The sequence below is a fragment of the Haloferax prahovense DSM 18310 genome, from assembly GCF_000336815.1.
GTDB lineage: Archaea > Halobacteriota > Halobacteria > Halobacteriales > Haloferacaceae > Haloferax > Haloferax prahovense.
In genome coordinates this window covers 1-740 of sequence record NZ_AOLG01000015.1, presented here as the reverse complement: position 1 = coordinate 740, position 740 = coordinate 1, and the positions used below count along the sequence as shown (strand labels likewise).

The 740-nt window shown below is 54.2% G+C and carries 1 protein-coding gene; it reads left to right on the top strand.

What is annotated here, in order from left to right; genetic code table 11:
• Positions 1–740 (top strand): UvrD-helicase domain-containing protein (locus tag C457_RS08730; protein ID WP_008093758.1); only part of this gene is annotated, 740 nt, incomplete at both ends.

Below are 740 nucleotides of genomic sequence, written 5' to 3'. Positions count from 1 at the left end.
GAGTTTCTCCGGATCGGATTCTCGCGTTGACCTTCACCAACAACGCCGCTGATTCGATGCGTGAGAAACTCAACGCAAAACTCGGACCCGCAGGGTATGACGTCGACGCGTATACGTACCACTCTATCTGCAACGAGATACTAACGGACTATGCCTATGATGCGGGATTAGATCCAGACTTCGAGATCGCAACGGATGCTGAAAAGTACGTCATCGTGCTCGATGTCCTCGACGAAATCGACTACCGTGCTGTCAAACCCAACGTCTACGGCCCAGATTCATACGTGAGCGGCGTCGCATCGAAACTCCTCTCCTTTATCGGGTCGATGAAGCGATGTGGGATTTCGCCCGCAGAGATCGAGGAGTATCTCGGGTCACCGGAACAAGTCTATGAGCTCGATGCTGTGCCAGACCGTATTGAGGAGATTGCAAGTGACCATCTTGGTGGTCGTTCAGTTTCGACCGTTCTCGACGGCATCCCCGATACACGAGCCGACCTCGTCGCAGAACGGGATACCCTCCGCGATGAAGGATTAGAGGCGAGCATCAAAGACTTTCTCGACCGACTCGTTGACCTCTGTGACGCACTCGAAGTAGCGTTTGAGGAGCATGAGGCTGGTGAGCGGTCGCTTCCCGAGGATGCACACAAGCTGCCGAAATATCTCCTTGGAGGGTACAGTAGTGCTCCGAGCGGGATACCAAACGACCTGAAGCTCGAACTAACAGACTACCTCCGAGAC